The sequence below is a fragment of the Flavobacterium sp. genome (genome assembly GCF_023151265.1).
Lineage (GTDB): Bacteria > Bacteroidota > Bacteroidia > Flavobacteriales > Flavobacteriaceae > Flavobacterium.
Map to the genome: position 1 here is coordinate 1 of NZ_JAKLJH010000017.1, position 25,509 is coordinate 25,509.

Here is a 25,509-nt window from a genome sequence, read left to right on the forward strand (position 1 = left end):
GTTTTCTACTTCAAATCACGAGCCTTTTGAATTTCCTGAAGGAAGAATTCAACTTTACGAACAACCAAAAAATTCAGTTCATAACGCCATGAAATATGCTGATTTTTCAATCGGTAAATTCTTCGAGTTGGCTAAAAAAGAAGCCTATTACAAGAACACAATTTTTGTTGTTATTGCCGATCATAATACTAGAACGTATGGTAAAAATTTAGTTCCAGTGAATAAATTTCATATTCCAGCTTTAATCATTGCACCAAATGTTGAAAAAGGTATTACCTATGATAATTTAGCAAGTCAAATGGATATTCCATCAACTGTTTTGGCTTTATCTGGTATTACTACTAAAACCCCAATGCCAGGAAGAAACTTATTAAAATTACCTAAAGGAACAAAAGGAAGAACTATTATGTTATTCCATGAAACCTACGCTTTTAGAGTGGAAGATGATATTGTTATCTTAAATCCAAACGCAAAACCGTTACAGTTCAAAGTAAAAAGTGACACCGAATTAATTCCAGTTGCTTTGAACGAAGAATTAGCCAAAGACGCTTTAGCTCATATTGTAGCATCAAGTAATATGTATAAAAATAGAGTGTATAAAATTGACTAGAAAAACAAATGGAAGAGTTAATTTCTAAACTCTTCCATTTCTATTGTAACTGCTTCTACATCACCACCAATAGGAGGATTTAATTTAGAAACCGCTAATTTTATTCGAGAAATTGAAGGAATTTCCGCAAAACATCTGGTAATAATACGTTGGGCAACATGCTCTAATAATTTAGAACGAATGACCATTTCTTCTACCACAATTTTGTTTAAATGAACATAATCAACGGTATCAGCTAATTCATCGGTTTGAGACGATTTACGTAAATCGGTTTTTATTTCTAAATCTACTCGGTAATCAGAGCCTATTTTTCCTTCCTCAATTAAACAACCGTGATAAGAAAATGTTCTGATATTTTGTAATTTAATAGTTCCCATAAATTTTTAGTTTCAGGTTTGAGGTTTTTTTGGTTTCAAGTTGTTTTTCTTTCTTCAAAGTTACATAAAACCTTAAACTTTTAAACTTGAAACCTGAAACATTTTCTATCTTTGCATAAATTTTTGATACTATGTCAACAGAAGAAAAATCATTGAATTTTATAGAACAAATCATTGAAGAAGATTTAAAAAATGGTTTGTCAAAAGATAAATTACGTTTTCGTTTTCCACCAGAACCGAATGGCTATTTGCATGTAGGTCATGCCAGTGCTATTTGCTTAAATTTTGGTTTAGGAATCGATTATAAAGCCCCAGTAAATCTTCGTTTCGACGATACCAATCCATCTAAAGAAGAGCAAGAATATGTTGATGCTATTAAGCGCGATGTAGAATGGTTGGGTTTTAAATGGGATAAAGAATGTTATGCTTCAGATTATTTCCAACAATTGTATGATTGGGCAGTGGAATTAATCAAAAAAGATAAAGCGTATGTAGATAGCCAAACTTCGGAAGAAATGGCGCAACAAAAAGGAACTCCTACGCAACCTGGAACCGATTCTCCTTACAGAAATCGCTCTATCGAAGAGAATTTAGACTTATTTACACGAATGAAAAACGGAGAATTCGAGAAAGGAACTCACGTTTTACGTGCTAAAATTTCGATGGGCGCTAACAATATGTTGATGCGTGATCCTATTATTTATCGCATCATGCACGCACATCACCACAGAACAGGAAACGATTGGTGTATTTATCCAATGTACGACTGGGCTCATGGTGAAAGTGATTATTTAGAGCAAATTTCGCATTCGTTTTGTACGTTAGAATTCTTACCTCACCGTGAATTATACGATTGGTTTTTGAATCAAATTTATGATTCAACAAAGGTGCGTCCAAAGCAAAGAGAATTTGCACGTAGAAATTTATCTCATACTGTAGTTTCGAAACGTAAATTATTGCAATTAGTTGAAGAAAAGCACGTTACAGGTTGGGATGATCCAAGAATGTCAACCATTTCTGGAATGAGAAGACGTGGTTATACACCTAATTCGATCGTAAATTTTGCTAATACAATCGGAATTGCAAAACGTGATAATTTGATTGATGTTTCGCTTTTAGAATTTTGTGTTCGTGAAGATTTGAACAAAATTGCACCTCGTGTAATGGCGGTTTTAGATCCTGTGAAATTAGTAATTACGAATTATCCAGAAGGTCAAGAAGAATGGTTAGAAGCCGAAAATAATCCGGAAGAAGAAGTAATGACGTACAGAAAAGTGCCGTTTTCTAAAGAATTATATATCGAAAGAGAAGATTTTCAAGAAGAAGCACACAAGAAATTTTTCCGTTTGACTTTAGGAACTGAAGTTCGTTTGAAAAATGCGTATATCATTAAAGGTGAATCAGTTGTAAAAGACGAAAACGGAAATATTACCGAAATTCACGCTACTTATGATGTAGATTCAAAATCAGGAAGTGGAACAGAAGCGAGTCAAAGAAAAGTAAAAGGAACAATCCATTGGGTTTCAATTCCTCATGCAAAAGAAGCAGAAGTTCGTGTGTATGATAGATTATTCACTAATGAAAGTCCAGATAAAGACAAAGAAGTTGATTTTAAAGAATTTATCAATCCAAATTCATTAAAAGTAATTACAGGTTATGTAGAACCAAGTTTAGTTACTTCAAAAGAATTAGATCATTTCCAATTTCAACGTTTAGGATATTTTTGTGTAGATAGAGATTCAACTGCTGAAAAATTAGTTTTCAACAAAACAGTTGGTTTAAGAGATACTTGGGCAAAAATTTCGGAATCTTAAAAAGATACTTGTCATTCTGAACTTGTTTCAGAATCTAAAATTACAAACGTGTCAGGTTTTCAAAACCTGACACGTTTTTGTTTTATATAGAAATATTAATTAGAAATTAAAAAAGCATCACTAAAAATTATTATTTGTAAAATCTATCAAAAATAAATTCATTATAATTAAAAACTTAAAAAAGTGACTTTCATAAATGAATTGTAAGAAAAAAACTTTTTCAGGCAAAGTGTTTTTACGTCTTGACTTGTAAAAGTAGCTGAAATCGCTTTATTTCAATTTTAACTCAAAAAAGTCACGATTTAATCCTGACAGGTTTCAAAAACCTGTCAGGATTCTATTTTTAACAATTAAGTATAAAAAAACCACCAATTAAAAATTGATGGTTTTCATTTTTGTCATACTGAATTTATTTCAGCATCTCAATTAAACTTCTTCAGATTCTCCTTCGGTTCCGAATTCGTCTTTTTGATTTTTCTTAGAAACTTTTTTAATGTTTCCTTTTTTCATCATTTCACCCACTTGGTTTGATGCACTAAAAGAAGCTACCATGTTGTTCAACATATCACTTCCAGCTTGTGGTGAATTTGGTAATAAAATTAAATTACTATTCGCATCAGCACCAATTGCTTGTAATGTATCATAATGTTGCGTTACTACAATTAAAGCCGAAGCTTCTTGAGAATTAATTCCCACTTTGTTCAACACATCAACAGATTCTACTAAACCACGAGCAATTTCTCTTCTTTGGTCAGCAATACCTTGACCTTGAAGTCTTTTACTTTCTGCTTCTGCTTTTGCTTTAGCAACAATTCTAATTCTTCCAGCTTCAGCTTCGTATTCTGCAGCTGTTTTTTCACGGTCAGCCGCGTTGATACGGTTCATTGCATTTTTAACTTGAATATCTGGATCAATATCAGTAATTAACGTATTGATGATGTCATAACCATAAGTTGTCATCGCTTCGTTTAACTCACGTTTTACTGCTACTGCGATATCATCTTTACGTTCGAAAACGTCGTCTAATTTTAATTTTGGAACTTCGGCACGCACCACGTCAAATACATAAGACGTAATTTGATCGTGTGGATATTCTAATTTATAAAATGCTTCGTATGCTTTTTCTTGTAATACTTTAAACTGTACCGAAACTTTCATTTTAACGAATACGTTATCTTTTGTTTTGGTTTCGATAATGACATCTAATTGTTGAATTCTTAAATTAACTCTTCCAGCAATTCTATCCACAACCGGAATTTTTAAATGCAAACCTGAATTTCTCAAGCTAAGAAATTTTCCAAAACGTTCCACAACAACAACAGTTTGCTGTTTCACAGTGAAGAAAGAAGATAAAAGAACAATTAATCCAACGAAAATAATTGGAAACATAATAAACTCCATAATGTTTAGTTTTTAGATTTATAGTTATACGCTTTTTAATGTAAAAAGTTACAAAAACAAATTTATAAAGCCTATTTTTGACCCCTAAATTTAAACAGATGAAGAAATTAGTTGTTGTATTCTTTATGATTTCAACTATTGCAATAGCGCAACGAGGTAACAAAGACAGTAACCGAATAGGTATTGGTGCGGGTTTAACCCAATTAAATATTTATACCGATAATTTTACCATAACACCAGAAATGGGTTGGATTGGTGGCTTAAGTGTTAGAGGAAATTATTACAACAATTGGCAAATGAGTTTCGGAATGTTTTTTACCGATAGTAATTTTTCAATTTCAACATTAAAAGGATTGCAACAAACTCAAACGAATTTTAAAATGTCGGCGGTTCAAATTTATATTGTACCAAGTTATGTAGCAATTGAAGACCATTTGAATTTAGAATTTGGTCCCGTTTTACAAGTAAATGGAAAATTAGGAGTTAATAAAAACGACGAAAATAATTTATTGTTAGACCAACCGGGTTTAATTGCTAAAGATATTGTAGATGTTTCAAAAATTAACGTCAATTTCTACGTAGGAATCAACGGTGGAATCAAAAACGTAAGAGCAAGAATTGGTTACCAATATGGTTTAACTAATTTCTTCGGTAACTTAAAAAACAACGACAACGTTAAATTGCTTGGTGAAAAAATGAAAGGAAATATTGGTTTGATTAGTGGTCAGATTACGATATATCTTTAAAAGAAAAGCCCTGAATTATCAGGGCTTTTCTTTTATAAACTAGCAAATTGCCTTTTCTATTCTTTTCACCGTTTCGGCTTTTCCTATCATTTCGATGATGTCAAATAAATGTGGGCCTTTTAACGCTCCTACTAAACTCAATCGTAATGGTTGCATTACTTTCCCCATTCCAATTTCATTCGCTGTCATCCATTCTTTTAATAAGGTTTCGATATTAACTGAAGTAAAATCTTCAATTTTGTTCAATTCTGAAATCACTTGTTGCATTAATCCTGGCGTTTCTTCTTTCCAGTTTTTAGCTGCTTTTTCATCGTATGAAGTTGGAGCTTCAAAGAAATAATCGGCTAAATCCCAAAATTCATTCACGAAATGCGCTCTTTCTTTAATTAAAGAAACCACTTTTGTTAAATCAAGTGAAGTCGAGATTCCTTTTTTATCTAAAATCACTTTAAAGCTTTCTGCTAAACTTTCATCTGATTGCTTTTGCAAATATTGATGATTGAACCATTTGTTTTTCTCTGGATCAAACTTCGCTCCAGCTTTGTGAATGCGGTTTAAATCGAATTTTTGTACCAATTCTTCTAATGAGAAAATCTCTTGTTCGGTTCCGTCATTCCAACCTAATAAAGCTAAAAAGTTGATAACTGCTTCAGGGAAAAATCCGTTTTCTCTGTATCCTGATGAAACTCCTTCTTCTGTTTTCCATTCCAAAGGAAATACTGGGAATCCCATTTTGTCACCATCACGTTTTGATAATTTTCCGTTACCAATTGGTTTTAAAATCAATGGTAAATGTGCAAATTCTGGTGCATTCCAACCAAAAGCTTTGTATAATAAATGATGTAAAGGCAAACTCGGTAACCATTCTTCACCGCGAATTACATGCGAAGTTTCCATTAAATGGTCATCTACAATATTCGCTAAATGGTACGTTGGCATTCCATCTGATTTGAACAACACTTTATCGTCTAATAAATTCGTATCAAATTTAATGTCGCCACGAATGATGTCTTTTAATTCTAAAATTTCATTTACAGGTGTTTTAAAACGGATTACATAATGTTCGCCATCAGCAATTCGTTCTGCTACTTTTTCACGTGAAACCGTCAACGAGTTATCCAATTGTTCTCTTACCGAATGATTGTAAATAAACGTTTTTCCATTAGCTTCCGCATCTTTTCGCATCGTATCTAAACTTTCAGCCGTATCAAAAGCATAATACGCCCAACCTGAATTAATCAATTGGTCCGCATATTGTTGATACATCGCTTTACGTTCGCTTTGACGATAAGGTCCAAATTTTTCATTCTTTCCTACAGTTTCATCAGGCGCAATTCCTAACCATTCTAAAGCTTCAAAAATATAAGCTTCTGCTCCAGGAACAAAACGCGTTTGATCGGTATCTTCAATTCGTAAATAGAAAGTACCGCCATGTTTTTTGGCAAATAAATAATTGAATAAAGCGGTACGAACACCACCAATATGCAAAGGTCCAGTTGGACTTGGTGCAAATCTTACTCTTACTGACATTTCATTAAATTTTGTGCAAAGATACGATTACAATTTAGAAGTAAGAATTTAGATTTTAGAAAATCATTAGGTTATTAACAATCCGATGCTGCAAATGTTAAGTTTCACTAAAAACCTATTGACAATTCTAGGAAGATGTTGTATTTTTATCGGTTATAAACAGTATATCAACAATTTTGGAAGCAAAAAGCATCATTTTCGATAAACTCGAAGGGTTTATCAAGAAGTTTTACACCAATGAACTGATAAAAGGAGTCATTCTTTTCATCGGATTGGGCTTGTTGTATTTCATTTTTACCTTATTGATTGAATACTTTTTATGGTTATCCACTTCAGGAAGAACCATTTTGTTTTGGTTGTTTGTAGGTGTAGAATCGTTTTTATTGATTCGATTCATTGCTTTTCCGTTGTTTAAATTATTCAAATTACAACAAGGAATCAATTACGAACAAGCGTCAGAAATCATTGGAAATCATTTTTCGGAAGTGCAAGACAAGTTGTTGAACTTTCTACAACTGGCAAATCAAAGTCAAACTTCAGAATTATTAGCAGCTTCCATCGAACAAAAAGCAGCTTCGTTACAACCGATTCCGTTTTCAAATGCGGTTAATTTTGCTAAGAATAAGCGTTTTTTGCCTTATGCAATTCTTCCTATTCTGTTATTGATTTTATTTTTCGTTACCGGAAATTCCGAAATCATTTCCAATAGTTTTGCTCGTGTAGTTAATTATGAAACTAAATACGCTCCGCCTGCTCCATTTGAATTTGTGGTTTTGAATAAATCTTTAACAGCGCAACAGAATTCCGATTTTGTTTTACAAGTGAAAACACAAGGAAAAGTGATGCCTGAAAATATTGCGATTCAAATTGGTGATGAAGAATATTTTTTACAAAGCACAAAGCCAGGAGTTTTCGAATATACATTTTCTAAATTATCTAAAGATGTTACTTTTTCGCTTTTAGCGAATGGATTAAATTCGAAAGAGTATCAGATTAATGTAGTGGATGTTCCTACGATTGCCAACTTTGAAATGGTGTTGCAATATCCTTCTTATTTAGGTAAAAAATCGGAAATCATTCAAGGAACTGGAAATGCTATAGTTCCTGAAGGTACAGTTGTGAATTGGAGAATTAACGCTTTGGCGACTGATAAAGTGAGTTTCAAATCGAATAATCAAGTAAGTGTTTTTGCGAATAAAGAAAACAACTTTTCGCTTTCAAGAAGAATATCAGATAATTTAAGTTACGAAGTAATTACATCGAATAGAAACATCAACGAATTCGAAAAATTGTCTTATCAAATTGCAACTATTAAAGATCAATATCCAACTATTTCAGTTCAAATTGCTCCAGATTCATTAAAGTTAAAATCTAAAATGATGATTGGTCAAGTTGCCGATGATCATGGTTTATCAAAATTACAAGTTGTTTTTTATCCGAAAGGAAATCCAAATGCAGTTCGAAAAGCGAATTTAGCTATCAATAAACAAGCAGTTGACCAATTTATTTATTCTTTCCCTAATGGATTATCGATTGATGAAGGTGTAAATTACGAATATTACTTTGAAGTATTTGATAATGATGTAGTTAACAACTATAAAAGTACAAAATCTTCTGTTTTTCTTCATTATGAACTTACGGATGAACAAAAAGAAGACAAACAATTACAAGAACAGAATGAAAACATCAATAGCTTAGAAAAATCGCTTCAAAATCAAGAGAAGCAAATTTCAGAATTGGACAAACTCCAAAAAATGAATAAAGAGAAATCGACATTAGATTTCAAAGATCAAAAGAAAGTGGAAGACTTCATCAATCGTCAAAAACAACAAGACGAAATGATGAAAGAATTCACTAAGAAGTTAACCGAGAATTTGGAAGAATTTAATCCAAAATCGCAAGATAAAGACAAAGAAGAGTTATTACGTCGTTTAGAAGAAGCTGAAAAGCAAGCTGAGAAAAATGAGAAGTTGTTAAAAGAATTAGAAGAACTTTCTAAGAAATTAGAGAAAGATCAACTATTTGATAAAGCAGATAAGTTAAAACAGAATGCCAAAAATCAACAACAAAATTTAGAGCAGTTAGTTGAGTTAACAAAACGTTTTTATGTAGAACAAAAAGCAGAACAAATTGCTGATAAATTAGACAAGTTAGCGGAGAAGGAAGATAAATTAGCGGATGATGCTAAAGAAAATTCAAAAGAAAATCAGGATGCTATCAATAAAGAGTTCGAAGATATTCAAAAAGAACTTCAAGATTTAGACAAAGAAAACAAAGACTTAAAAGCTCCAATGGACATTCCTAATGACCAGAATGAGCAAGAAGACGTGAAGAAAGACATGGAGAAAGCTTCTGATGAATTACAAAAACAAAACCAACAGAAAGCAAAACCAAAGCAAAAATCTGCTGCTGCTAAGATGAAACATATGAGTCAAAAAATGTCTCAATCAATGCAATCAGGCGACATGGAGCAAATGCAAGAAGATGCTAAATTGTTGCGACAAATTCTAGATAATTTATTAGCCTTTTCTTTCGATGAAGAAGGTTTGATTAAGACTACAAATGCAACTCAAACGCGTTCTTTGCAATTGAACAAAGTTTTAAAAAAGCAACAAGATTTAAAATTGCAATTCAAACACGTTGATGATAGTTTGTTTGCTGTTGCTTTACGAAACCCAAAGATAACAGAAAACATTTTGAAAGAGGTTGGAGAAATCCATTATAATTTAGACAAGACTTTAGAAACGTTAGCGGATAACAACATCCAAAAAGGAGCTTCGCATCAGCAATATGTTTTAACATCAGCTAACCGTTTGGCTGATTATCTTAGCAATGTTCAAAGCGAAATGAATATGGAAATGCAAGGTCAAGGTTCTGGAAAAGGAAAACCAAAACCAGGACAAGGTAAAGGAGGAATGCAGCTGCCAGATATCATCAAACAACAAGAAGGCTTGGGTGAAAAAATGAAAGATGGAATGAAACCTGGAGATAAGCCTGGAGATAAACCGGGTGAAAAATCTGGGCAAGGAAAACAAAAAGGTCAATCAGGTGAGAACGGAGAAGAAGGAGAAAATGGTTCTGAAGGTGATGCAGGTAAAGTTTTAGAAATTCTTAAAGAGCAAAGACAATTACGTGATGCTTTACAAAAAGCCCTAGAGAAAGAAGGAATGTTGAATCAAGGTATGGGAACATTGAATCAAATGAAAGAAATTGAAAAGCAATTGATCAACAAAGGTTTTAAAAATGAAACGTTGCAAAAGATGTTGAATCTAAAACACGAACTTTTTAAATTAGAAAAAGCGATTCAGCAACAAGGAGAAGACACCAAACGTCAGTCTAAAACGAATGATAAAAACTATAACGGCACCACTACCCCACTTTCTAAGGAATTAAAAGATTATCTGAATAGTGTTGAAATATTAAACAGACAAAGCTTACCTTTGCAACCCAATTTTAACCAGAAGGTTCAAAACTATTTTAAAGGCAATGATTAGTTTTAATTACGAAACAGATTTCGAACTCGATAACGAAGCACAATACGAAGATTGGATTTCTCGTATCATTGAATCCGAAGGGTTTGATGAAGGTGAAATCAATTATATCTTTTGTGATGACGAATACTTACATAAAATCAATGTAGAGTACTTAGATCATGACACTTTAACCGATATTATTAGCTTTGATTATACGGTAGGAAATTTAATACAGGGCGATATTTTCGTTTCTGTAGAACGCGTTCAAGATAATGCGAATGATTTTAATGTTTCTTTTGAGGAAGAATTAAAGCGTGTTCTATCGCATGGAGTTTTACACTACTGCGGATACAAAGATAAATCCCCAAAAGACGTAGCTTTAATGCGTTCGAAAGAAGAGGAAAAAATGCAAATGTTTCACGTGGAACGTTAAGCTTATAAACTAGAAATTTTTTTAAATGTTTCACGTGGAACATAATATTTATAGAAGATGTTTTTAAATCAATATGATGTAATTGTTGTGGGTGCTGGTCACGCCGGTTGTGAAGCTGCTGCTGCTGCTGCCAACATGGGGTGCTCTACTCTTTTGGTAACAATGAATCTTCAAAACATTGCACAGATGTCTTGTAATCCTGCCATGGGTGGAATTGCAAAAGGACAAATTGTGCGTGAGATTGATGCCTTGGGCGGATATTCTGGAATTGTTTCAGACAAGACCGCAATCCAATTCAAGATGTTGAATAAATCAAAAGGACCTGCTATGTGGTCGCCAAGAGTACAATCAGACAGAATGCGTTTTTCGGATGAATGGAGATCGATGTTGGAGAATACTCCGAACTTGGATTTCTACCAAGAAATGGTTGCTGGAATTTTATCTCAGAATGGAAAGATTGTTGGAGTGAAAACTTCGCTTGGAGTTGAAATCAAAGCTAAGTCAGTTGTGTTGACAAACGGAACTTTTTTGAATGGATTGATTCATATCGGAGATAAACAATTTGGTGGTGGTCGTGCAGGTGAAAGTGCTTCTTTTGGAATCACAGAAGATTTAGAGAAATTAGGTTTCGAATCAGGAAGAATGAAAACTGGAACGCCTCCACGCGTTGATGGTCGCTCTTTAGATTTTTCTAAAATGGTAGAGCAACCTGGTGACGAATATCCAGAAAAGTTTTCATATTCTAATTTGACCGCTCCTTTAAAAACACAACGTTCTTGTTGGATGTCATATACTTCATTAGAAGTGCACGATATATTACGTGAAGGTTTTGATAGAAGTCCAATGTTCAACGGAAGGATCAAAAGTTTAGGCCCGAGATATTGTCCGTCTATAGAAGATAAGATTAATCGTTTTGCTGATAAAGAAAGACACCAATTATTTGTTGAGCCCGAAGGTTGGACAACTTGCGAATATTACATCAACGGATTCTCAACTTCGTTACCAGAAGATATTCAATTCAAAGCGTTACGTTCTGTTGCCGGTTTTGAGAATGTGAAATTTTTCCGTCCAGGTTATGCTATCGAATACGATTACTTCCCTCCTACGCAATTGCAACACACTTTAGAAACCAAATTGGTTGAAGGTTTGTATTTCGCAGGTCAAATTAATGGAACAACTGGTTACGAGGAAGCCGCTTCTCAAGGTTTAATGGCTGGAATAAATGCAGCATTAAAAGTTCAGAATAGAGAACCATTTATTTTAAAACGTGATGAAGCTTATATCGGAGTTTTAATTGACGACTTAATTACGAAAGGAACAGAAGAACCTTATCGTATGTTTACTTCTCGTGCTGAATACAGAACTTTGTTGCGTCAAGATAATGCGGATTTCAGATTAACACCAAAAGCATTTGAAATTGGTTTAGCTAAAGAAGAGCGTTTGATTCGTATGGAGCAAAAATTCTCACAATCGGATGCTATGGTGAATTTTTTCAGAGAAACAAGTTTAAAACCAGAAGAAGCAAATCCAATCTTAGAAGCTAAAGGTTCAGCTCCAATGAGTCAGCCTGATAAAATGTTTAAAGTTTTCTCTCGTCCGCAATTGGATTTGGAAGATTTTAGAAAATTTAAAAAAGTGGCTGCTTATATCGAAGAACATGATTTAGATCAAGAAGTAGTTGAGCAAGCCGAAATTCAAGTGAAATATTCAGGTTATATTGAAAAGGAAAAAAACAATGCGGATAAACTAACTCGTTTAGAAGATATGATTATTCCAGATAATTTCAATTTCGATAAAATCCAGTCCATTTCAATTGAAGCCAAACAAAAATTAAATAAAATCCGACCACGAACAATCGCACAAGCATCACGCATTAGCGGAGTTTCGCCAAGTGATATTTCGGTGTTGTTAATATACATGGGTCGATAGAAAAGAGATTAAAGAAAATAGAATATAGACGAAATCTTTTCTCTTGGTTCTTTTTTCTTTTCTCTTTTAAAAATGTTTCACGTGAAACAACGCCGTCAACCCTATTAAAATAAGCCTTTCGCATAAAAATAAAATAAATGAATTTTTTAGAAGATAAAAGTTTTATTACCGTTAAAGATTTTTCAGTTTCTGGAGAATCTTTTTCCTTGTTGTTAAATGAGGAATATCAAATTTTAAAAACACATCCCCAACCTACTTTAGATAAATTAGGTTCGTATTATGAATTCGAAGATTACATTTCCCACACCGATGGAAAACGTACGCTATTTGAAAAAATGTATCATTTTATCAAAAGAAAAGCAATTCGTGATAAAGTGAAATTAATTAATTCGTACCAACCTGTTAAAGGAAGAATTTTAGATATCGGAGCTGGAACTGGAGATTTTCTTTTGGAATGTAAAAATCAGAATTGGGATATTCTTGGAGTTGAACCAAACGATAAAGCAAAAGGAATTGCTTTAGGTAAACGAATTAAATTTGGTGATACAATTGAAAAGTTAGAAAGCAATTCTTTTGATGTAATTACCATGTGGCATGTTTTAGAACACGTTCCAGATGTTGAACATCAAGTTGCGGAATTGAAACGTTTATTGAAACCTTCAGGAACAATTATTATTGCTGTTCCTAATTTCAAATCGTATGATGCAAATCACTATAAAGAATTTTGGGCCGCTTACGATGTGCCGAGACATTTGTGGCATTTCTCTAAAACAGCAATCGAAAAATTATTCGACAAACAAAATATGAATCTTGAAGATATTAAACCTATGTGGTTTGATAGTTTTTATGTGTCACTTTTGTCAGAAAAATATAAAACTGGAAAAATGAATTTCATTTCTGGATTTTTTATCGGTTTGATCTCAAATGTATCAGGATTCTTTAAAAAAGAGTTTTCATCGCATATTTACGTGCTAAAAAACAAGTAAGAATCATTTTAAAGCGATTTTAGACACTTTTTTATTTAATTTGATGTGATTTGTTGTCTTTTTTTGAAACATTTAGCTTATTTAATCTATGAAAGTCATTTTTAATAGCTTCAATCTATCAAATTATAAAACAAAAATAAGAAATTCTTATAATTAAAAAATAAATATAAAAAGCAACAAATTTGCTACTTACCAACTTATTATTACTTTTACAAAAATTATTAATTACCAATTTACAACCATGAAAAAAATTGTATTGATTTTAGGAGTTGCATTAGGCGTTTTAGCGTGTAACAAAACAGAAACAAATTCTAAAGAATTCAAAACCGCATATATCAACACTGCTGAGATAATCGAGAAATATGAAAAATTCAAGGATGAAGACGCAAAATTCAATGTTAAATCTGAAGAATTAGGTCGTCCTCTTGAGGCTAAAGTAAGAGCTTTCCAGGCTGAAGCACAAAGTTTCCGTCAAAATGCACAAGCTAAAGGGCCTCAATGGGCACAACAAAAAGGTGCAGAATTACAGCAAAGAGAACAACAATTAGGAATGGAGCAAAATGCTTTAATTCAACAATTACAACAAGAAGGAGCTGTTTTAAAAGACACTTTAATTAGCGAAGTAAAAAAATTCATCAAAGATTACGGAAAGAAAAAAGGATATGATTATATCTACGGAACAGGTGATGCTGCAACAGTTCTTTACGCTAAAGAGGGTTATGATATTACAAAAGAAGTTTTAAAAGAGCTTAACGATACTTACAAGTCAACTAAAAAAGACGACAAAGTAGCCACTAAGGAAGAAGAGAAAAAATAATTGAAAGTCCCGATTCATCGGGACTTTTTTATTTCTAATCGTTTCTATATATTTGTTTTTTATATTTTTACGCCTTATGGAACAAGTATCAGCCGCAGCCATTTACACTCTTCGATTTATTAATCAAACCAATAAATCCATCTTCCTTACCGGAAAAGCAGGAACCGGAAAAACTACACTTTTAAAAGAAATTATTGCCACAACACATAAAAACACTGTCGTTGTAGCTCCTACAGGAATTGCCGCTTTAAACGCGAATGGAGTAACTATTCATTCCATGTTTCAATTACCTTTTGCTGCTTTTATTCCTGATAATAAGCAACTTCCACATTTTTCAGATACTGTAAAATTCGAAAATAGAGATTCGCTAGGACGTCATTTTAAGATGAATAACGTGAAACGTTCCGTTATTCGAAATATGGAATTGTTGGTTATTGATGAAGTTTCTATGCTTCGTGCCGATGTTCTTGATGCGATGGATTTTATGATGCGAAGAGTTCGTAGAAACGAACGTCCTTTCGGCGGAGTTCAAGTGTTATTTATAGGAGATTTATTACAATTACCACCTGTAGTTAAAAATGAAGAATGGGAAATGCTAAAGAATTACTATCGAGGGATGTTCTTTTTTCATTCCCACATCATCCAACAATTTCCGCCGTTATACATTGAATTAGACAAGATTTTCCGTCAAACTGATGCCGAATTTATTGATGTTTTGAATAATTTACGTCACAATAAAATTACTTCGGTAGATGTACAATTGCTAAATCAGTTTGTGAAACCTGATTTTGATCTGAAGAAAAACAAAGGTTTCATTATTTTAACTACACATAATTCCAAAGCCGATACCATAAACGCTCAGTCTTTAAAAGATTTAGAAGGAAAACAATTCACTTATTTACCTGAAATTACCGATGATTTTCCAGAAAAAATTTATCCGTTAGAAGAAAAATTGCAGTTGAAAGTCGGAGCGCAAATCATGTTTATTAAAAACGATTTGAATTTTGAAAAGCAATTCTTCAACGGAAAAATGGGCGTTATCAGTTCGTTAACCGAAAAAGAAATTTTTGTTCATTTTCCCGAAGAAAATAAAACGATTGAAGTAGAACGCTACGAATGGCAAAATATTCGCTACAAAGTCAACGAAAACACCAAAGAAATCGAAGAAGAAGTCATCGGAACGTTTGTCCACTACCCTATCAAATTGGCTTGGGCGATTACCGTGCATAAAAGTCAAGGCTTAACTTTCGACAAAGCAGCGCTCGATGTATCGCAAGTTTTTGCGCCCGGACAAGCGTATGTGGCTTTATCGCGTTTGCGTTCGTTAAAAGGGCTTATTTTGCTTTCTCCATTGCGAATGAATGACATTTCGAGCGATGAACAAGTGCTCAGTTATGCAGAAAACAAAGCTTCCGAAGAAATTTTACAACATTCGTTAGCTAAAGAAACCTTAATTTTCTGGTTGAATACTTTGCTTAATTCATTTGATTTCAAAGAATTAGGTCAAGAATGGCGCAATCATTTGTTTAGTTATAATTCCGAAGCACCAAAATCACCAAAAACAAAGCATAAAGACTGGGCAAAAAGCCAACACGATATAATCGCTGAAATTCTCGAACCTTCAGGTAAATTTATGTCGCAATTGCATAAAATTTTTTCCGATGAAAATTTGGATGTGAATTTCGTAAAAGAACGATGTGATGCGGCTTATCAGTACTTTTTTAAAACTTTAGATACTATTGCCGAAGAATTGTTGTTGAAAATCGAAGAAGTCAAACGCATCAAAAAAGTAAAAGCGTTTTACGATGAATTATTGGTTTTAGAAGAACTTCAAATCAAATCAATTTTGCAACTTAAAAAAGCAAAATTACTTACCAATATCATTGTTGAAGGAAAAGAAATTTCGAAGCAAAATTTAATTTCGGAAGACATGAGTACTTACAAAATCAATAAGTTAGTAGTTGTTTCAGAGCGTTTTAGAACTTCGAACGCTGCTTTGGTAGAAGATGACGAAGAGGTTTCGTATTACACCGATTCGAAAAAGAAAAAAACAAAAGAACCAAAGAAATCTACTTACGAAGACACCTTAGAATTGTGGAAACAAAACCTATCGATTTACGAAATTGCAAAACACCGAAAGCTAACACCACAAACGATTTACAACCATTTTGCTAAGCTAATCCAAATGGAAATCGTGCAACTTTCCGATATTTTACCAGAAGATAAAATTTCCGATTTAAGAGCTGCTTTCAAAGATTTTAAAGGCGAAAGCTTAGGCGAATTAAAAGAAATCCACGGCGATAAATTTTCTTGGGATGAGTTGCGATTGTATAAAGCGAGTTTGGGTTAATTCAACCAAAAAACTACTAAAACTGCTGGAATAAAGTAAATTACAATCGTTCTTGCACCATCGTAATCTTTGGCTAAACGTTGTCCAAATAAAAGGAAAAGTAAAGTAATACAAGACAAAATAGCACCATAAAAACCTAAACCTCTAATCACTACGTCTTGTACCAAGTGTTGGATAATTCCAGAAACACATAAAATTCCAGAAACTACTTCTAGGACTAATACAATTCCTAAAGCAAATGGAACTTGTTTGGCTAAAATTGTATTTGCAAAATGTCCTGTTAACCATTCTACATTGCCTTTCCAATCTTTAATTTTATCATATCCAGATTGTAAAAAAGTGATGGCTAAAAAAGCTAAGACTAAAAGAGGAGCAACTTGTATCATAATTATGCGTTTTTATGGATTAATCGTGTTAGTTTAATAGATAAATCGGTTAGTATAATTTTGCTATTTCCGTTTCTTTCAATGTGGTAAATAGCATCTTCTAATTCTTTGTAAATATCTGAAATATTGGCGCCATTTACAAACGGAGCAAATTTTTCCAATTCAAATTTCGGCACTTTTGTTTCTAAAAAAACCAAGTCATTTGCTTGATAATTAAGTAATAAAGCTTGTCTAAAAAAGTGAATGCAATAGTGTAAAAATTGCTTTTGTGTTTCTCTTCCAGTAGACGCAATGTTTTCGCTCCAAGCGATTAAATCGTTAATAGCTGTTGCATTTCCTTTGGCACGAAAAGCACTTCTCACCCATTCTACAAACCATTCGTCAAACGGAAATTCATCGTCTTCTTTTCTTAAAATATGCAAGGCTTTATTATAATTTCCTTCGCTTTGATGTGCGATTTTTTTAGCAACTGTTGGTTCACAATTTTCACGTGAAACCAAAGCATCAGCAATTACACTTTCGCTCAAACCAATAAAATCAATCACTTGACAACGTGAAAGAATGGTTTGCAACATATCGCTGGTGCTTTCTGTAATTAAAATGAAAACGGTTTTAGCTGGCGGTTCTTCTAATAATTTCAATAATTTATTTGCTGACGAACCATTCATTTTATCCGCCATCCAAATGATCATGACTTTGTAGCCACCTTCGTAAGCTTTTAAAGCTAATTTTTTGTTGATTTCCGTAGCTTCATCTACTCCAATTAAACCTTGTTTGTTTTGAATACCTAGATTTTTCAACCAATCAAATAAACTTCCGTAAGGACTTTCGGCTAAAAATTGGCGCCATTCTACCATGAAATTATCACTAACCGCATGACTTTTAACGCTATCAGTTGTAGCAACTGGAAAAACAAAGTGCAAATCGGGATGTGAAAAATGTTCGAATTTTAGGTTACAAGTGGTGTTTTCCCCTACATTTTCTCCGCCAACATTGCCACACAAAATATATTGTGCATAAGCAATCGCCATCGGAAGTGTACCACAACCTTCGGGTCCTACAAACAACTGAGCGTGCGGAATTCTTCCGGCTTCGGCACTCTTAGTTAAGTGATTTTTAATATGTTCCTGTCCTAAAATATCTTTGAAAAGCATGGAACAAACCTAATCAAAAATTACCAAAATTGGTAGAAAAGAAATCAAAAAGTTGGTTTTAGAAGAATTTAAAAAAATGCAAAATATGATATTTGTTATAAAGATTTAAAATACAATAATTTATATTTGCATTCGTTCAAATTAAAATTCGATACAAATGAAAACACTTAACGACTTCAATTTCAATAACAAAAAAGCAATTATTCGTGTAGATTTCAACGTGCCATTAGATGAAAATTTTAAGGTTACCGATGCTACAAGAATCGAGGCAGCAAAGCCAACAATTGACAAAATATTGAAAGATGGCGGAAGTGTAATTTTAATAAGTCACTTAGGAAGACCAAAAGGAGTTGAAGCGAAATATTCGTTACAACACATTGTTGCAAAAACGGAAGAAATTTTAGGTCAAAAAGTGCATTTTGCTTCGGATTGTATTGGAGAAATTGCTGAAAATGCAGCAAAAAATTTACAACCAGGTGAAATTTTATTGTTAGAAAACTTACGTTTTTATGCTGAAGAAGAAAAAGGAGATGTCGATTTTTCAAAAAAATTAGCTTCTTTAGGTGATATTTATGTGAACGATGCTTTTGGAACGGCTCACAGAGCACACGCTTCAACAACTATTATTGCACAATTTTTTCAAGATGCGAAATGCTTCGGTTATTTGTTAGCCAAAGAAATTGAAAGCATCGAAAAAGTATTGAAAAATTCAGAAAAACCAGTGGTTGCGATTTTAGGAGGAAGTAAAGTTTCTTCAAAAATTACGGTGATTGAAAATATTTTAGATAAAGTAAACCACATGATTATTGGCGGGGGAATGACGTTTACGTTCATTAAAGCTTTGGGTGGAAAAATCGGAAATTCGATTTGCGAAGACGACAAATTAGAATTGGCTATCGAAATTTTAAAACAAGCAAAAGAAAAAGGCGTTCAAATTCATTTACCTGTGGATGTTGTGGCTGCTGATGCGTTTTCAAATGATGCTAATACGCAAGTGGTGGATGTTAAACAAATTCCAGATGGTTGGCAAGGATTGGACGCTGGCCCAAAATCATTAGAAATTATCAAACGAATTATATTAGATTCAAAAACAATTCTTTGGAATGGTCCATTAGGTGTTTTTGAAATGGAATCTTTTGCTAACGGAACTATTTCGTTAGGAGAATATATTGCAGAATCAACTGCAAATGGTGCTTTTTCACTTGTGGGCGGCGGCGATAGTGTTGCGGCTGTAAAACAATTTGGATTAGAGCCAAAGATGAGTTACGTTTCTACCGGCGGTGGAGCGATGTTAGAAATGCTGGAAGGCAGAACCTTACCTGGAATTGCAGCTATTTTAGAATAAGTATACAATAAAACGTTGGTTATTAAGTTATTAATGATTAACATGCCCCAAAAAAACAAAAAACAGAATGAAAAAAACAATTATAATAACATCCCTTTTTCTGTCGCTTTTTAGTTTTGCGCAGGAATCTGTGGAAAAAGAAAATTTACTTCCGTTGCCTAAAATGTCCTATTTGGATTCATTGAAAACAACGTTTGTAAATCACAGCACGAGTAATTGTATCGATGAAAGATGGTTGTCGGAATTAGCAAATTTCGAGTTGTCAAATGATATGTATAACGATATCGAAACGTTTGATATTGATACCGAAGTTAGTTACAATCTACCAACTGATTTATTAAAAAAACGTTTGGCAAAAATGGATGCCAAATCACCTTTTAATATCGAATATCATCCGGCTTTAGAAAATACAATTAAAGCTTTTTTGAAAAATCGACCAAAAGCATTTGAGCGTTTAATGGCGATTTCAGAATATTACTTTCCAATGTTTGAAGAGCATTTAGCAAAATATAACATTCCGTTAGAATTGAAATATTTAGCTATTGTGGAATCAGCTTTAAATCCTAGAGCGAAATCTCGTGTTGGTGCTTCTGGTTTGTGGCAATTTATGTATCCAACAGGAAAACAATACAATTTAGAAGTTACTTCTTATGTTGACGAGCGTTACGATCCGTTAAAAGCTACGGAAGCGGCTTGTCAATATTTATCAAGTTTATACGGAATTTTTGGCGATTGGAGTATGGTGTTAGCAGCGTACAATTGCGGACCAGGAAATGTTTCAAAAGCAATTCGTCGTTCGGGTGGAAGCCAAAATTATTGGAATATTCGTAAAAACTTACCTAAAGAAACTGCGAATTATGTTCCTGCATTTTTAGCAACTTTTTACATTTACGAATTCAAAAAAGAGCACGGAATTATGCCTAAAAAAGCGCCATTAACGTATTTTGAAACCGATACGATTATGGTGAAAAAGCAGATGTCGTTCAAACATATTGCGGAGTTATTGGATATTTCAGAAGAACAATTAGAATTTTTAAATCCAATTTATAAATTAAAAGTGATTCCTTTTGTGGCAGATGAACCGCATTATTTGCGTTTGCCAAAAAATAAAATGGGATTATTTGTTTCTAACGAAGAGAAAATTTACGCTTATTTGAATTATTTAGAAACGTATAAAGAAAAAACAAAATCGGAATTTATTGCTTCAACTTCAAAAGATTCCATTTCCTCTTCTGCTGATTCTTCCTATGTAAGCAAACCTAAATTTGAAAGAAAAACGCAGTTTCACACGATTAAAAGTGGTGAAAGCTTAGGTAAGATTGCCGACAAGTATAATGTTTCCATTTCCGAACTTAAAAAATGGAACAGCATAAAAGGAAATAACATTCAAGCTGGAAAAAAATTAAAAATTTATTCCGACAAAAAAATAATTACTAAAACCGAGTCTAAGGCTAATAACGACGGGACTTACACGGTTAAAAGTGGTGATTCGTTATTCTCAATTTCAAAACAATTTCCAGGCGTTTCTATTGATGATATAAAAAAATGGAACGATATTAGTGGTGACAATATTCAACCCGGAATGAAATTAAAAATTAACGGATAATAAATTGTTCTACCCCATGAAAAAATTAGCAGTTTTAACTTTTGTTGCCCTATCGTTTTTGTCTTGTAAAGAAACTTCTAAAGAAGAAACCCAAGCCATTTTATCAGAATCTAACGGAAAAATCAATAATGTTTCGATTATTATTGATGATAATTTGTGGAATGGAGAAATTGGCGATAGTATTCGTAAAAAATTTGCTGCTCCAGTAGATGGTTTACCACAAGAAGAACCATTGTTTACTTTAAATCAGTATCCAACAAAAGTTTTTGAAGGTTTTGTTCGCAAAAGTCGCAACATTATTGTTGTGAAAAAAGGGAAAGAAGCTGCATTTGCCTCTAATACCAACAAATTTGCTAAACCACAAAATATTTTCTTCATTTCAGGAACTGACACAGAAGATGTTTTGAATGTTCTAGAAGAAAAATCGGCTGAAATTATCAAAACGATTAAAGCTTCAGAAATCATTGAGAATCAAATTCGAATGAAGAAATCTCTAGTTTCAGACGAGCAATTACAAAAAAAGTTTGGGATTAGTCTTCAAATTGGTTTTGGATACAAATACGACATGGTGAAAGATAAATTCATCTGGTTACGAAAAGAATTTACATCTGGTTACAACAGTATTTTAGTATATCAAGTTCCAATTGATAAAGTGGAAAACGGAGGCGATATCATTACTAATATTACTACTATGCGTGATGAAATAGGAAAAGCTAACATTCACGGAACGTTACCAAACACTTGGATGATTACTGAAGCAGCTTATGCTCCTTATTTGTTTGACGTAACAGTTGCAGGTAAAAAAACGTATTTAACGAAAGGAACTTGGGAATTGAAAAACGACTTCATGGCGGGACCTTTTGTTAATTATGCTATCAAAGACACCAAAAATAACCGTTATTTAATTTTGGAAGGATTCACTTATAATCCGTCTAAATCGAAACGTGATTTGGTTTTCGAATTGGAAGCGATTATTCAATCGGTTAAGTTTTTAAAATAATATCAAGTTCCCTGTAAAGGGAACTTCTTTTTTTAATATGGAAATAACATTCAAAATAAAGCGATTTAACGAACTTTCTACATCCGAACTATATTCTTTACTTCAACTTCGCTCAGAAGTGTTTGTAGTGGAGCAAAATTGCGTTTATCAAGACATTGATGGAAAAGACGAGAAAGCACTTCATGCTTTAGGCTATTACAATGGCGATTTAGCCGCTTATTCTCGTTTGTTCAACAAAGGTTATTATTTTGAAGAAACATCTATCGGACGTGTTGTGGTAAGCCCAAAATACCGCGTTAAAAAATTCGGCCACGATTTAATGCGCGTTTCTATTGCAGCGATTAAAGAAAATTTTAATGAAACTGCTATTACCATTTCCGCTCAAGAATATCTGAAAAAATTCTACGAATCACACGGTTTTATCCAAACCAGCGAAATGTATTTGGAAGATGATATTCCGCACATACAGATGAAGAGATATTAGTATTTTTACACAGAGCTTCTCTGAGTTTTTTTGATTTTGATTGTGTTGATTAGAGTTTCACAGAGCAATTAGTGTTAATTCGTGAAATTCGTGTTTTGATTTTCTATAATTTGTAACTAACTGTCAACATTACAATTCTTGGTAAGGTGTAAGTGGTGGAACTCGAAATCATAAAATCAGAAAATGAGTTGTTGATTTTTGTGCCGTTATTCAAGTAATTCTGTGCCGAAAGTTCAAATCTAAACGGATTGTTTTTCTTTTGATAACTTAAGTAGGCATTAGCAATTCTAAAATCAGTTGCGATGTTGTTGCTGTTTTCGTTGAAGGTTACTTCGTAATCGGTTTTAAAATTAAAATGTTTCCAAAAATCGATATCAAAATCAAAACCCAATCGGTCAGAAGTCAATTTCGAATTCGTTAATCCCGAAAACTGACTAAACATTTTATTGTAACTCACACTCACGCTTGGCCATTTTTTGTTGGCAGTTCGTAGTTTAATTCCAATACTTTGATTGTTCCTGTCGTTGGTTATTGTTTGATTATTTACTGTTTGAACGTAGTTGAACCAAGATAAATTAGCATTTAAACCCAACCTAAATTTGTGAATTTTTTTATCAATATTTCCATAAACACGATACGTAGTTTCTGGATTATCGGTAATGGTTGGTGTTGTAAATTGATTGATACCATCTAAACCAATTTCATTTCTAATGGTTCTTACTTTTTTGGTAAAACTCGCATTGGCAAACAACATAATACCGCGATACATGCTGGTTTTGGAATAGTTTAAACTCGCATTGTGAAAACGTTCGTTTCGCAACAATGCATTTCCTCTAAAAACTAAATTATAACTTTGTAAGGTGTAACGTTCTATCAAACGATTCGCTTCTGGAAATTCATTCACTAAACGGTAATTGAATTTTAAGTTTTCCGATTGATTGAATTCGTATTCGCTTAACCAACTAGGTTGTAAAAACGTGTTGTTTAAAGTATAATCTGAAGCAATTTGTTGCGTTTTCAAATGAAAATAATGGGCATAAATGGCAGGTTTGTTCACCCATTTCCCAATTTTAAACTTATATTCTAAACCTAAATATAAATCGTTTAACAAATAATCCATGTCGTTCCCAAAACCATCGGTAGTAAAATCATTGATAGTACCATCGGTTAGGTATTGTTTTTCGGTGATTTGCAGTTGTGTGGTTCCTAAATTATTTCCAACATTGGTATACAAATGATTGTAATTGTTGATAATCCAATAATGTTTAAAAAGCGCATCAATACTATTGTTTTTGACTTTTTTTACCTGCTGAATGTTGTAAAACGAATCATTTTCTAACGGAATTAATCCAGTTAAAAATTCGGTATCAGTTAACCAAGTATTAATAGGTTTTTGGTTGTCATAACTTTGATTGATGACCAAAGTGGTCGTATGTTTCGAATTTACTTGTTTGTGCCATTCTAAAAACTGCTTGATTTGAACATTATCAGCTGAATTTAGCGTTTCAAACGAAGTCTGTTGTCCATCAAGTCTTGAATTTAAAACCGAAGTCATATCATTGGCGCTCGATTGAAATTGGCCGTTGTAAAACCATTTCTCTTTAGTGTTGGGCGTGTAGTTTAGTTTTACATTTCCGATGCCTAAAATCGATTTATTTTCACCTTTATTGATGCGTTCTTCTGAAGTGGCGGTTGTGTTTTGAAGATATTCGATAGAACTTTCTGTTAAAGTACTGGTAAAAAGTTTAGAAAAAATAGCAAAACCTTCCACATCTAATTTAGAATTGATTTCTTGGCGAAAGTTCAAAGCGCTGAATTGTGATTTATTTTCAATGACATCCGTGTTGTCGCTTGCAAAGGAATACAAATCAGTCAATTGTTTTCTTCCCGAAATAAAACTACTAGCACCACCTTGAAAGCGCATCATATCTTGAAAAGAAAAAGTGCGTTTACCAATGTTGTTGAGGTCGCCAATGAAACTCACATTCGTTTTTGGTGCATAATAAAACAAAGCAGCGTGACCTAAATAAAAGCCGTTGTCATTAGCAACTTCAGCACCTGCATCGACATCGCCAAAAAGGAACTTCTTTTTATCTTCTTTCAGTTTGATGTTCATCGCCAAGTCTTCAGAATCGGAAACTTGTTTTAGAAAACCTACCTCGTTGAAGTTGTCAATTACTTCTACTTTATCTACGGCATCGGCTGGAATGTTTTCTACGCCTAATTTGGTGCCACCACCAAAAAACGATTTATTTTCTACTAAAAACTTGGTCACTTTTTTACCTTGAACCGTAACGCCTCCGTTTTTATCTACTTCAACTCCAGGTAGTTTTTCTAATTGTTCTTTAAGCTTGCGTTCGTTACCGTTGGCAAAAGCTTTTACATCATAAATTAAAGTATCTTTTTTAACCACAACAGGTTTGTAATCGTAGGTTATGGTAATTTCTTTTAATTCTTGCCCGTTTTCTTTAAGTTTAAAATGATGCTCTTTTTGCGAAAAATTTGCCGGAAGATTTAAGATTTCCTCTACAAAACCTAAATACGAAACCCTTACTTCATAAGGAACCTCTTTTTCTAATTCTAATTTGTATCTACCTAAATGATCAGCAATAGCAAATTTTAAGCCTTGTTTTTCCACTAAAGGTTTAGCAATTATATTGGCATTTTGCAATGGGTTTCCAAGCGAATCTTTCACTGTGCCGGTTAAGGTTTGGGAAAGAGAAAATAAAGGAAAAAGTAGTAATAGAATTAGGGATTTTGGCATTTAGATTTTATTAATTTTCCTCCGTTAATTTTTTCATTTCAGCATTAAAAATTGCTGTGAATTCTTCTTCAGTAATTGCGTTTTCATTTGGCAATGTTAAAGGAATTTGAGAATCTAATTTTACAATACTTTTTAAATAAAATTTAACCTTAGAATTAACATAATTGGCTTCAAATATTAAACCTGGTAATCCATAATAGATATCCGGACCATAAGAAAATGGAATTTCAGGACAAAACCAAGCCTCAATTTCATGCTTTTCTTTTCCTCTAAAATCATCATATTCAATTATAGCTGTTGCACG

Annotated in this window: 20 protein-coding genes; 13 read left to right on the forward strand and 7 right to left on the reverse strand. The window is 33.1% G+C overall.

Annotation, left to right across the window (positions count from 1 at the left end; translation table 11 throughout):
* Window positions 1-610 (forward strand): sulfatase-like hydrolase/transferase (locus L6Q46_RS02915; RefSeq protein WP_291283036.1); only part of this gene is annotated, 610 nt, incomplete at its 5' end.
* Window positions 611-627: 17 nt separating this feature from the next.
* Here L6Q46_RS02915 and folB read toward each other — a convergent pair.
* A complete protein-coding gene (gene folB, locus L6Q46_RS02920) occupies window positions 628-987 on the reverse strand; it encodes a dihydroneopterin aldolase (protein ID WP_291283037.1) in 360 nt (119 codons plus the stop codon).
* Between the two features lie 131 nt (window positions 988-1,118).
* Here folB and L6Q46_RS02925 point away from each other — a divergent pair, with 131 nt between their 5' ends.
* Window positions 1,119-2,801, forward strand: coding sequence for a glutamine--tRNA ligase/YqeY domain fusion protein (locus tag L6Q46_RS02925; protein WP_291283038.1), 1,683 nt, complete (start codon window positions 1,119-1,121; stop codon window positions 2,799-2,801).
* Between the two features lie 426 nt (window positions 2,802-3,227).
* Here the strand turns inward: L6Q46_RS02925 and L6Q46_RS02930 are convergent, their stop codons facing one another.
* Window positions 3,228-4,202: an SPFH domain-containing protein gene (locus L6Q46_RS02930; RefSeq protein ID WP_291283039.1), complete on the reverse strand. Its 975-nt coding sequence runs from the start codon at window positions 4,200-4,202 to the stop codon at window positions 3,228-3,230.
* 98 nt (window positions 4,203-4,300) lie between these two features.
* On the opposite strand from L6Q46_RS02930, the gene L6Q46_RS02935 reads away from it, so the two are divergent.
* Complete coding sequence (locus L6Q46_RS02935; protein ID WP_291283040.1) at window positions 4,301-4,948, forward strand: PorT family protein; 648 nt, start codon at window positions 4,301-4,303, stop codon at window positions 4,946-4,948.
* Between the two features lie 39 nt (window positions 4,949-4,987).
* Here L6Q46_RS02935 and gltX read toward each other — a convergent pair whose 3' ends face one another.
* Window positions 4,988-6,478 (reverse strand): glutamate--tRNA ligase, encoded by a 1,491-nt coding sequence (gene gltX / locus L6Q46_RS02940; protein WP_291283041.1) that lies wholly within the window; start codon window positions 6,476-6,478, stop codon window positions 4,988-4,990.
* Between the two features lie 176 nt (window positions 6,479-6,654).
* Between gltX and L6Q46_RS02945 the strand changes: the two genes are divergently transcribed.
* From L6Q46_RS02945 to L6Q46_RS02970, 6 genes are all read left to right on the forward strand, one after another.
* Entirely contained in the window at window positions 6,655-9,972 is a 3,318-nt protein-coding gene (locus tag L6Q46_RS02945; RefSeq protein WP_291283042.1) for a DUF4175 family protein, read from the forward strand.
* Complete coding sequence (gene ybeY / locus L6Q46_RS02950) at window positions 9,965-10,384, forward strand: rRNA maturation RNase YbeY (RefSeq protein ID WP_291283043.1); 420 nt, start codon at window positions 9,965-9,967, stop codon at window positions 10,382-10,384. Before L6Q46_RS02945 ends, ybeY begins: the two co-directional genes overlap by 8 nt.
* A gap of 57 nt (window positions 10,385-10,441) precedes the next feature.
* On the forward strand, window positions 10,442-12,313 hold the full coding sequence (gene mnmG / locus L6Q46_RS02955) for a tRNA uridine-5-carboxymethylaminomethyl(34) synthesis enzyme MnmG (protein WP_291283044.1): 1,872 nt from the start codon (window positions 10,442-10,444) through the stop codon (window positions 12,311-12,313).
* 137 nt (window positions 12,314-12,450) lie between these two features.
* Window positions 12,451-13,299: a class I SAM-dependent methyltransferase gene (locus L6Q46_RS02960; RefSeq protein ID WP_291283045.1), complete on the forward strand. Its 849-nt coding sequence runs from the start codon at window positions 12,451-12,453 to the stop codon at window positions 13,297-13,299.
* A 241-nt stretch (window positions 13,300-13,540) separates the two neighbouring features.
* The gene (locus L6Q46_RS02965; protein ID WP_291283046.1) at window positions 13,541-14,116 is read left to right on the forward strand and encodes an OmpH family outer membrane protein; all 576 of its coding nucleotides are present in this window, start codon (window positions 13,541-13,543) and stop codon (window positions 14,114-14,116) included.
* A gap of 76 nt (window positions 14,117-14,192) precedes the next feature.
* The gene (locus L6Q46_RS02970; RefSeq protein ID WP_291283047.1) at window positions 14,193-16,466 is read left to right on the forward strand and encodes a helix-turn-helix domain-containing protein; all 2,274 of its coding nucleotides are present in this window, start codon (window positions 14,193-14,195) and stop codon (window positions 16,464-16,466) included.
* On the opposite strand, the gene L6Q46_RS02975 is transcribed toward L6Q46_RS02970, so the two are convergent.
* Window positions 16,463-16,852, reverse strand: coding sequence for a DoxX family membrane protein (locus L6Q46_RS02975; RefSeq protein WP_026725407.1), 390 nt, complete (start codon window positions 16,850-16,852; stop codon window positions 16,463-16,465). The two genes, L6Q46_RS02970 and L6Q46_RS02975, sit on opposite strands and share 4 nt — an antisense overlap.
* Before the next feature lie 2 nt (window positions 16,853-16,854).
* The gene (locus L6Q46_RS02980) at window positions 16,855-18,006 is read right to left on the reverse strand and encodes a DNA polymerase III subunit delta' (RefSeq protein ID WP_291283048.1); all 1,152 of its coding nucleotides are present in this window, start codon (window positions 18,004-18,006) and stop codon (window positions 16,855-16,857) included.
* Between the two features lie 157 nt (window positions 18,007-18,163).
* Here L6Q46_RS02980 and L6Q46_RS02985 point away from each other — a divergent pair, with 157 nt between their 5' ends.
* The 4 genes from L6Q46_RS02985 to L6Q46_RS03000 all read left to right on the forward strand — a co-directional run bounded on the left by L6Q46_RS02985 (window position 18,164) and on the right by L6Q46_RS03000 (window position 22,441).
* Window positions 18,164-19,351 carry a phosphoglycerate kinase gene (locus L6Q46_RS02985; RefSeq protein WP_291283049.1) on the forward strand — a complete coding sequence of 396 codons (1,188 nt, stop codon included), beginning with the start codon at window positions 18,164-18,166 and terminating at the stop codon, window positions 19,349-19,351.
* A 67-nt stretch (window positions 19,352-19,418) separates the two neighbouring features.
* Complete coding sequence (locus L6Q46_RS02990; protein WP_291283050.1) at window positions 19,419-20,957, forward strand: lytic transglycosylase domain-containing protein; 1,539 nt, start codon at window positions 19,419-19,421, stop codon at window positions 20,955-20,957.
* A gap of 16 nt (window positions 20,958-20,973) precedes the next feature.
* Window positions 20,974-21,957: a DUF4837 family protein gene (locus L6Q46_RS02995; RefSeq protein WP_291283051.1), complete on the forward strand. Its 984-nt coding sequence runs from the start codon at window positions 20,974-20,976 to the stop codon at window positions 21,955-21,957.
* Window positions 21,958-21,994: 37 nt separating this feature from the next.
* Complete coding sequence (locus tag L6Q46_RS03000; protein WP_291283052.1) at window positions 21,995-22,441, forward strand: GNAT family N-acetyltransferase; 447 nt, start codon at window positions 21,995-21,997, stop codon at window positions 22,439-22,441.
* 103 nt (window positions 22,442-22,544) lie between these two features.
* On the opposite strand, the gene L6Q46_RS03005 is transcribed toward L6Q46_RS03000, so the two are convergent.
* Both L6Q46_RS03005 and L6Q46_RS03010 read right to left on the reverse strand, forming a co-directional pair.
* Window positions 22,545-25,136: a hypothetical protein gene (locus L6Q46_RS03005; RefSeq protein WP_291283053.1), complete on the reverse strand. Its 2,592-nt coding sequence runs from the start codon at window positions 25,134-25,136 to the stop codon at window positions 22,545-22,547.
* 79 nt (window positions 25,137-25,215) lie between these two features.
* On the reverse strand, window positions 25,216-25,509 hold a 294-nt coding region (locus L6Q46_RS03010; RefSeq protein WP_291283054.1), incomplete at its 5' end, for a GLPGLI family protein.

What these genes read in the sequence shown, in the direction of transcription:
- folB (WP_291283037.1), bottom strand. Translation starts at nt 987, where the DNA reads ATGGGAACTATTAAATTACAAAATATCAGAACATTTTCTTATCACGGT.
- L6Q46_RS02925 (WP_291283038.1), top strand. Translation starts at nt 1,119, where the DNA reads ATGTCAACAGAAGAAAAATCATTGAATTTTATAGAACAAATCATTGAA.
- L6Q46_RS02930 (WP_291283039.1), bottom strand. Translation starts at nt 4,202, where the DNA reads ATGGAGTTTATTATGTTTCCAATTATTTTCGTTGGATTAATTGTTCTT.
- L6Q46_RS02935 (WP_291283040.1), top strand. Translation starts at nt 4,301, where the DNA reads ATGAAGAAATTAGTTGTTGTATTCTTTATGATTTCAACTATTGCAATA.
- gltX (WP_291283041.1), bottom strand. Translation starts at nt 6,478, where the DNA reads ATGTCAGTAAGAGTAAGATTTGCACCAAGTCCAACTGGACCTTTGCAT.
- ybeY (WP_291283043.1), top strand. Translation starts at nt 9,965, where the DNA reads ATGATTAGTTTTAATTACGAAACAGATTTCGAACTCGATAACGAAGCA.
- mnmG (WP_291283044.1), top strand. Translation starts at nt 10,442, where the DNA reads ATGTTTTTAAATCAATATGATGTAATTGTTGTGGGTGCTGGTCACGCC.
- L6Q46_RS02960 (WP_291283045.1), top strand. Translation starts at nt 12,451, where the DNA reads ATGAATTTTTTAGAAGATAAAAGTTTTATTACCGTTAAAGATTTTTCA.
- L6Q46_RS02965 (WP_291283046.1), top strand. Translation starts at nt 13,541, where the DNA reads ATGAAAAAAATTGTATTGATTTTAGGAGTTGCATTAGGCGTTTTAGCG.
- L6Q46_RS02970 (WP_291283047.1), top strand. Translation starts at nt 14,193, where the DNA reads ATGGAACAAGTATCAGCCGCAGCCATTTACACTCTTCGATTTATTAAT.
- L6Q46_RS02975 (WP_026725407.1), bottom strand. Translation starts at nt 16,852, where the DNA reads ATGATACAAGTTGCTCCTCTTTTAGTCTTAGCTTTTTTAGCCATCACT.
- L6Q46_RS02980 (WP_291283048.1), bottom strand. Translation starts at nt 18,006, where the DNA reads ATGCTTTTCAAAGATATTTTAGGACAGGAACATATTAAAAATCACTTA.
- L6Q46_RS02985 (WP_291283049.1), top strand. Translation starts at nt 18,164, where the DNA reads ATGAAAACACTTAACGACTTCAATTTCAATAACAAAAAAGCAATTATT.
- L6Q46_RS02990 (WP_291283050.1), top strand. Translation starts at nt 19,419, where the DNA reads ATGAAAAAAACAATTATAATAACATCCCTTTTTCTGTCGCTTTTTAGT.
- L6Q46_RS02995 (WP_291283051.1), top strand. Translation starts at nt 20,974, where the DNA reads ATGAAAAAATTAGCAGTTTTAACTTTTGTTGCCCTATCGTTTTTGTCT.
- L6Q46_RS03000 (WP_291283052.1), top strand. Translation starts at nt 21,995, where the DNA reads ATGGAAATAACATTCAAAATAAAGCGATTTAACGAACTTTCTACATCC.